The organism is Chryseobacterium sp. VD8, assembly GCF_037149975.1.
GTDB lineage: Bacteria > Bacteroidota > Bacteroidia > Flavobacteriales > Weeksellaceae > Chryseobacterium > Chryseobacterium indicum.
The window spans coordinates 1-7,896 of the sequence record NZ_JBBCQL010000217.1; the positions used below are offsets into that span (position 1 = coordinate 1).

Below are 7,896 nucleotides of genomic sequence, written 5' to 3' on the forward strand. Positions count from 1 at the left end.
TTTGTCCCTTGAATGCTTTTTCAGCATCTCCGGATTCACTTCATACAGATCAAACTCATCCAGATTTTCCGGATTTTTAGACTGTAAAAACTCCAGCAATTCCAGATTGTTAGACGTTTTATTTGCTTTTTGGATATAAAAATACAATTGCTCTACCGGTCGCGTTGTCGCAACGTACTGCAGACACAGCCTGTCTACAAAGTTTTTGTAAGAATTCTGTAAGTTGAAATACTGAATTTCCTCATCGTACACCTCAAGATTTTTACTGAACTGATTAATATTAACCGACTTTAAAGCACTGTCATTGCTCGTTTCAAACCAATTGGTGAACTCGGCATCACGATTTTTATTAATCATCGGGATAAAAACAATCGGGAACTCCAACCCTTTTGCTTTGTGGATCGTCATAATCTGGATCGCATCAATATTTTCCGAAGCCTGAATCGTATATGCCGAAGCCTCTTCATCCCAATATTTCAGAAATTCTTTCGTACTCGCTCCTGCATTTTGTGTAAAATTGAAAAGCATTTCGAGAAAGTTCAGCAGGAAATCGGTCTCTTTATTTTCAACAGAAAATTCATTAATATAATACTCAACAAAGTTGTACAGATTGAATCTGGGGAAATTGTCCTGCTTAATCTTCAGAGCATATTTTTCCTGAATAAAATGCACAGTTTCTTCATGTGTTTCAAATCCTAAAATTTCCTTCATCTCCAAAGTGAAATCTTTCATCTGAATTCTTCCCAGTTTATTCAGATAATACATCATCATGATGAGGTTGGGCTTGTTCTTCGGATTACTTTCCCATCGCAGGAATTCAACAACAGCCTTAAGCGTGTTGGATAATTCTAAGGTAAGACCTTTATCGGAAATCGTTTTAATATTCGTTTCTTCTCCTTTGTAATTTACCTTCAGATTTCCCAGTTTTTGAGAATAGCTGAAAATATCAAAATTTCCACGGCATAGAATCGTAATGTCTGAAAATTTAAAGCCGTTATCCAGAATTTCCTGAATATCTTTCCTCATGCTTTCAGACGTATCGTTGTAAAAATCTTCATTGGTAAGATTTTCAATCAGATTTACTTTTACACGGCCTTCGATGGAAGATTTCGGGTTTTGTTCGGCATCAGTTCCGAAAATATTTTTATGCTCTTCTGCTAAAGATTCCGAATGAAATTTGTACAGTTCGTTATTAAAGTTAACAATATTCTTTGCGCTTCGCCAATTGTCTTTTAAAACAAGCAAATCTGCCTGTTTTGGAGAAAATTCTTTTTTGTTGATGATGTCGAGCATCAGTTTACTTTCCCCTCCACGAAAACGGTAAATACTCTGTTTCGGGTCTCCAACCAACGTAAAAGAAGTATTTTCTGATGAAATGGCATGATCTCTCAAAGGAAGGAAATTCTGCCACTGCAATTCTGAAGTATCCTGAAATTCATCAAAGAAATAATGCTGAAACTGTGAGCCTACTTTTTCATAAATAAATGCCGAAGGCTCATTCCGAAGGTTTTCGTTAATTAAAATATTAAATTTAGAAAGCAAAACCAGATCGTTTTCTTCCTCAATTTTCTTCAGCTCATCCTGAATGTCTTTATTTACCTTTAAAGGCAGAAGCGCGGATAAGATTTTCTCTTTTTTCTGGGTTTCTATGTACAGCCGAATAAGCTGCATTCTGTAATCCAGTAATTGATCGAGAATTTCAAGAATTTCAGATTCCTTGTTTTTTGATTTTGCCGAAGCTCCTTTCCGGTAGTTATTCACAACAGATTCTTCCGCAGTCGTAGGAAAAGGAAAACCCGGTCTTTTCTGATGATAAAAGTCTAATACTTTCGTGAAAAAGCCTCCGATTCCGTTTTTTCCCTGTGCGAAATCTTCAATTTCAATATTCCTTGATCTGAATAATTCGATGGATCGTGTAGCGAGTTCAATTGCCTGTTTTTTGTTTTGGGCAATTTCTTTTCGAAGCGTGTCTTTGATATTTTCGTAATTCGTGCTGTCGAAATCCTTATTGTTTTTAAGATGCTCGTAATGAATATCTTTCACAAATTCTTTTGCCGAACCGTAAAGACTTTTGTTCAGGTTTATTCTTTCGTTATTTTCGAGACTGTAATCCACATAATCCATGAAAGAGTTAGAGATCACTTCGTTTTCGCCAATCTGATCGAGCATTTTATCAACCGCCTCAATCAGAAAAGGTTCCGCTTCAATTTCCAGATTGAAGTTTTTGGCAAGTCCCAGTTCATAAGAAAAGCTTCTTACCAGTCGCGAATTAAAACGGTCGATCGTTCCGATATTTAAAGTAGAATAATTATGAAGCACATAGTCCAGCATTTTTTTTGCGCGGTGATGAAGTTCATCAATCGTTATTTTCAGTCCTTCTTCCTCAAATGCTTTCTGAATATTTTTTAAATCCGGATTTTCTGCAAAATTATCATTGGAAAAATTTCCGAGCCACGTCAGAATTCTTTCTTTCATCTCATTGGCTGCCTTGTTGGTAAAAGTTAATGCAAGAATATTCCTGATCGACTGCTGCTGATTAGGATACCGGAGACAGATCATTAAAAGCCTCTGCACCAGAGCATAGGTTTTCCCAGAACCTGCCGAAGCATTAATTACCGTATAAGAATTTTGCATTTTTAGTGGAATTCAAAGTGCAAGTTAGCTAATTTTTAAGTGAAATTTTAACAATTTTCTGCTGCTATTTAACAGTTTTAAAAATAAAATTCTAAAAGAAATCCTAAAACACGTTAACTGTGGTTAAACTTGCAGTTTAATTTAAAAATAACTTTAGTTTTGCTTTATAAAAAATAACCTGTGAAAATAAAACTATTCTTTATATTAGCTTCTATATTTTTCATCAACAGCCACGCTCAGAATTATATTTTCGGGAAAGTAACTTCCGAAGATAAAAATGAAATGCCGGAAGTAACGGTGATTAACATCCGGACTGATGAAAGGGTTCTTACGAATCGTGATGGTCATTTCATGATTTCGGGAAGAGCGGGAGACGAGCTTCGTTTTATAAAAGCCGGCTACGAGCGTACAAACCGTAAAATTACACAGGAAAATATTACGGCTCCGGTGAATGCAACAATGATAAGAGCGGCGGAACTTATTGCAGAAGTTGAAATTAAGAAAAATATCACCGGAGATATTAAGATCGATGCTAAAAATCTTAATCCGCCGAGAAAAGTTGAAAAACTGAAGAATGATCTGGCAAAATATATGTCCCAAAAGTCTGCTCCGGGAGTTTTGGCGGCTAGACCGGGCGAATTTGTGCAGCCTGTAACCAAAGGAATTTACAGTTTCGGAAAAATTAAAGACAAATGGGATGATGTGGATCTGATGAATTATCTGCAAAATTCTTTAGGAAATACCTTCTTTGAAGAACTTCAGATTTCCAAACCGCAGATTCAGCATTTTATTCTCTATATTTTAAGAACAGGTTTTGAAAGGAAAAACATTCTGAAATACGGCTATTGTACAGAAGCAGATATGAATCGGTTTAGAAATGCAGTGTTGGGCAGAATTTCAGCCTACAAATCGCCGCAGCCTCAAAAATAAATAATCCTATGAATGTCAGGTTAATTATTATTCTGCTTTTTCTGTTTGTGAATGGTTTTTCACAGCAAAAAATTTCGGGAAAGATTACCGATGAAGACGGAGTAAGTCTGCCATCCGTTACCATAATGAATATTTCTGCGGATAAAAAAACGTATACCGCGGATGACGGAACCTTTTCCATAGATATTCTTTCGCCGGATGACGAAATCCGGTTTGTAAGAAACGGTTTCGAAAGATCTTCCATAAAAGCAATGTATGGTTTAAACAAAGAACTGAATATTAAGCTTACGAGAATTGCAGAACAAATTGAAGAAGTAAAAGTGGCTAAAATTACCGGAGATCTTGATAAAGATTCAAAGGCTGTTGCAAAAACCGATCAAGGACAAATAGTGGAAGATGCGGTCGGATTACCTCAGCCTGTCGGGAAAATGCGAGAAAAACCGGCAGAAGTAAAGCAGGTTTTAATTCCGATTCTTTTAGGAAGCCTGAATGTTCAGGGATTGTATGATCTTATCAGTGGCGACGCAAGAAGAATGAAGCGTCAATACAGGTATGATGATCTTCAGGAAGACATTGCGTGGATAAGAAACAGGGTAGAAGACGAATATTTTACAAAAGAAGGTATTCCTGCTGAAAGAATTTCAGAGTTTATAGAATTTTCTTTTGTGTATAAACCTCAGACCAGAACTTTTGTTAGGGCAAAAAACCTGACAGGCGCATTATCCAGAATGGACGAGGCTTTTCCTGTCTTTGTTAAGAGAATTGAGGAGAGTAAAAACAAAAAATAAAACAGTGAAAAATCCGAAGAACATTCTTCGGATTTTATATTTTAATGATAAACGATATCGTAGATTTCGTCTTTTACTTCCTTTAGATTTTCGGGCTGATAATTAGCAAGAAGCCATAGATTTAAAGGATTTTTTCCTTCGCCGTAACTTGGCTGAACGTACATTTCATCAATCAGGCTGAACCCGTTTTTCTGATAAAAAGAATAGCGTCTTTTCGTATCTTCTGTTAAATGCCCGTGTTCTATCTCCAGAACAATTCTGGGATAATTTTCAAAAAGATAGTTGGTGATATGTGATCCCAGTTTCTGACTTCTGAATTCTTCAAACACTTCAAAATGTTCCACAAAAGCAAAATGGCTGAGTTCCCAGATGATGAGGTAGCCTATATTTTTAGCTTCGTGAAGCACAGAAATTATTTTCACTTTAGGGTGTGAGAACAGCGGAGACAATTTGTCCCAGTCTCTTCTTTCATCTTCCGGAAACGTTTTGCAGTATGCCTCAAAAATCTCTTTAACCCTGTAATCTTCTGTAGAAGTTATCTGTAAAAATTCCATATCTATAAATCAAAAACATTGGGTCTTCTGGTAATGAAAATATCTTTCACCCAAAGTGTGAATGCCAGTCCCAGATAAATTAAAAAGAAAAATCCTGCCGTGGCAAAAGTAGAGTAGATGAAAAAAACTCTCAGTTTAGAAACAGGAATTCCGAGTTTTGCGCCCGTTCTTGTAAGAACGCCAAACCATTCTCTTTCCATTTTATGGCGGATATTGTCAAGCATTTGAAGATTCTTTTAAAATTTTAAATCCAATACCGCAATTTAAGCAATTTTTTTCTTCACAGGAATTTTTAAAATGATAAATCAGGCTTTGCGATTCCAGTGCTGTCTTACATTTCATGCCCAGCTTTTTCCAATCCGTAATAACTGAATTTTTTTCGGAGGGAAGGTTTTTGTAAAAAAGCAGAATTTCTTCAGCAATTTCTTCGTTGTAATATTGATGATAGGTATATTTTAAAGGCAAAATGGTGTTTAAAATAATTAATTCTATAAAATCCCGCGATACAACTTTGGACTGATTTACCGATGATATTTTTCCGAAATTATAATGATTATTCCAGTATTCCGAAGCTTTTACATTTTTAAAAATTTCGAAAAGCTCTCCTGTATTTTTAGCATGAATTATTTTTGAAAATAAGTTCTGATGTGTGAAATAGAGATTCGCCAACTGCGACAAACGGAGCGTAGGAAAATTGGGAGGTCGTAATCTCAGAAATTTAGGATGAAATTTAAGATTAGAAATGTTGAATTTAGCCTTAATAAAATCAAATTCCCGCTTCCAGATTTTCATCGTTTCATCCTCAGGATTTTCCAGCCAGCCGGAAACACCGAAAAATAAAGCTTCGAGTTGGGTTTCATTTTGCCGGATCTTATTAATGATGGTAAAATCTATGCTTTCCGCAATTTGCCTGAAAATAAATGCATTCACTTTTAATCCGAAAGAATAAGCTAAAGAATGAAATAAAACGGCTTCAAAATTATTTTTAAACTGTGCTAAGTTCATCTCAAATTCTAAAGATTTCTCAGCCAGCTTTTTCAAAACATTTTCTTCATGAAAATGAACCGAAATTTTGCCGGGATCAAAAATATTTTCGCAGGGAATAAACTGCGTTCCGCCGATCAGTTTTTCATATTTCCACAGGATATTTTCGTCGATATGATCTTTTAATTCTATGGTAGGAATGTTTCTGTTTTTCAGTTCCTCAACCTCGCAATCGTTCTGAAAAACGACATGAAGAATAATATTCTGATAGTTTGGATCGTGTGAATGGTTGTGAAAGATCCAGTCAGAAGATTTTACATGAAGTTCGATGTTTCCAGCAAAAGTAATTTCATTGATTTTCAACTTCGCTGCTATAAAATCCGGACCGGAATCTTTATTCCATTTTCCGAAGTCTAATATTTCAACAGGATTGCCTTCAAGATCTTTGAAGTCGAAATGCTTGAACACTTTATAGTTCCAGAGATATTGCAGTAGTTTTTCGGTCATGAGTGTTTACTGCAAATATAGAATAAAAATGATTTGAATGATATTAAGTGTTTAAAAATCAGGCAAATAATAAAATTATTTTACAAGTAATTCAAAATTTATAAATTCTTTCATGGAAAATAATTGTTTGCATGAAAAATATTAATCTTCAAAAACTGACAGCACAAAAAAGGCTGCATCCTGATGAATGCAGCCGCTGTTTTTTTATGGTATAAACCTCACAGGTTTTTAAAACCTGTGAGGTTTGTAATTCCAGTTCCAAATTTTTTCGAGATAAAACTATGCTTTGGTAAGTTCACTTTTGAAATTTTCGATGGTAGTTCTGTACATTTCTTCGTAGATCGGAAGAATATTTTTAAGGTCGAATTTTATCGCCTGTTCTTTTGCATTGACTTTCATCTTCGCCAGAAGCTCATCGTTGCTCAGTAGTTTAATCGTGTAATTGCTCATCGCTTCCACATTTCCGATCTCTGCAAGAAAACCTGTTTCTCCCTGAATGTTTACCTCCGGAATTCCTCCCGCATTCGAGCTGATGACCGGAGTATTGGCTGCCATTGCTTCCAGTGCGGCAAGACCGAAGCTTTCCTGTTCGGAAGGCAGTAAAAAGACGTCCGAAAGCTGTAAAATTCGGTAAAGATCATTTACTTTACCCAGAAGACGGATTTTCGAAATCAGATCCGGATTTTCTTCCAGAAACTGGTTTACTTTCTCCATATCGGGACCTTCTCCGATGATGATAAGCTTCGATTTTACCTTTTTCTGAACGTTCTTGAAAATCTGCAATACTTCTTCCACACGTTTTACAGGACGCAGGTTAGATACGTGGATCAGGATTTTTTCGTCTGGATTGGCAAACTGTGTTCTCTGGCATTCGTTGCACTCATCAAACTCAGAATTATCAATAAAATTCGTAATCACCTGAATTTCTTTTTTAATCTTAAAGAACTGGAGCGTATCTCTTTTCAGACTTTCCGACACCGACGTGATCGCATCCGACTGGTTGATGGAGAATTCCACGGCGTGTTTGTAACTTGGATGCTGTCCTACCAATGTAATGTCTGTCCCGTGAAGTGTCGTTACCAAAGGAATATCATTATCATCTTCCTTCAGCATCTGTTTGGCTGTAAAGGCTGCGTATGCGTAAGGAATCGCGTAGTGTGCATGAAGCAGATCCAGTTTGTAGAGATTCACCACTCGGTAAATCATCGAGCTCAGCGCAATATCATACGGCTGATACTGGAAAAGCGGATAAGTCTGAACATTTACCCTGTGAAAGAAAATATTCGGATTGGTAATATCTAATCTCGCAGGTAGCGCACTGCTGATGAAGTGGACTTCATAGCCTTTGTTGGCAAGCGACATTCCGAGTTCTGTTGCTACAATTCCGCTTCCTCCGTAGGTGGGATAGCAAAGTATGCCTATTTTCATTTATTTTTGGGGTTTTGATGTTGTAAATTTTAGAATTTACACCTTTATTTTACAATTGCTGGAATGAGATC

At 36.3% G+C, this 7,896-nt stretch carries 7 protein-coding genes; 2 read left to right on the top strand and 5 right to left on the bottom strand.

Going from position 1 to position 7,896, the window contains the following annotated elements:
- Positions 1–2,634 (bottom strand): UvrD-helicase domain-containing protein (locus tag WFK35_RS18320; protein WP_336733778.1); only part of this gene is annotated, 2,634 nt, incomplete at its 3' end.
- Between the two features lie 180 nt (positions 2,635–2,814).
- Here WFK35_RS18320 and WFK35_RS18325 point away from each other — a divergent pair.
- A complete protein-coding gene (locus WFK35_RS18325) occupies positions 2,815–3,564 on the top strand; it encodes a carboxypeptidase-like regulatory domain-containing protein (protein ID WP_336733779.1) in 750 nt (249 codons plus the stop codon).
- Positions 3,565–3,572: 8 nt separating this feature from the next.
- A complete protein-coding gene (locus WFK35_RS18330; RefSeq protein ID WP_336733780.1) occupies positions 3,573–4,352 on the top strand; it encodes a carboxypeptidase-like regulatory domain-containing protein in 780 nt (259 codons plus the stop codon).
- A gap of 41 nt (positions 4,353–4,393) precedes the next feature.
- Here WFK35_RS18330 and WFK35_RS18335 read toward each other — a convergent pair whose 3' ends face one another.
- The 4 genes from WFK35_RS18335 to bshA form a co-directional block, all read right to left on the bottom strand.
- Positions 4,394–4,906, bottom strand: coding sequence for a GNAT family N-acetyltransferase (locus tag WFK35_RS18335; RefSeq protein WP_302717863.1), 513 nt, complete (start codon positions 4,904–4,906; stop codon positions 4,394–4,396).
- A 2-nt stretch (positions 4,907–4,908) separates the two neighbouring features.
- Positions 4,909–5,130 (bottom strand): PspC family transcriptional regulator, encoded by a 222-nt coding sequence (locus WFK35_RS18340; RefSeq protein ID WP_029297636.1) that lies wholly within the window; start codon positions 5,128–5,130, stop codon positions 4,909–4,911.
- Positions 5,123–6,397, bottom strand: coding sequence for a DUF2851 family protein (locus tag WFK35_RS18345; protein WP_336733781.1), 1,275 nt, complete (start codon positions 6,395–6,397; stop codon positions 5,123–5,125). Before WFK35_RS18345 ends, WFK35_RS18340 begins: the two co-directional genes overlap by 8 nt.
- A 279-nt stretch (positions 6,398–6,676) precedes the next feature.
- Complete coding sequence (bshA, locus tag WFK35_RS18350; protein WP_214588404.1) at positions 6,677–7,825, bottom strand: N-acetyl-alpha-D-glucosaminyl L-malate synthase BshA; 1,149 nt, start codon at positions 7,823–7,825, stop codon at positions 6,677–6,679.
- Between the last annotated feature and the right edge of the window lie 71 nt (positions 7,826–7,896).

Bases quoted from the DNA above. Each gene is read 5' to 3' on its own strand.
- WFK35_RS18330 (WP_336733780.1), top strand. From the start codon at position 3,573: ATGAATGTCAGGTTAATTATTATTCTGCTTTTTCTGTTTGTGAATGGT.
- WFK35_RS18335 (WP_302717863.1), bottom strand. From the start codon at position 4,906: ATGGAATTTTTACAGATAACTTCTACAGAAGATTACAGGGTTAAAGAG.
- WFK35_RS18340 (WP_029297636.1), bottom strand. From the start codon at position 5,130: ATGCTTGACAATATCCGCCATAAAATGGAAAGAGAATGGTTTGGCGTT.
- WFK35_RS18345 (WP_336733781.1), bottom strand. From the start codon at position 6,397: ATGACCGAAAAACTACTGCAATATCTCTGGAACTATAAAGTGTTCAAG.
- bshA (WP_214588404.1), bottom strand. From the start codon at position 7,825: ATGAAAATAGGCATACTTTGCTATCCCACCTACGGAGGAAGCGGAATT.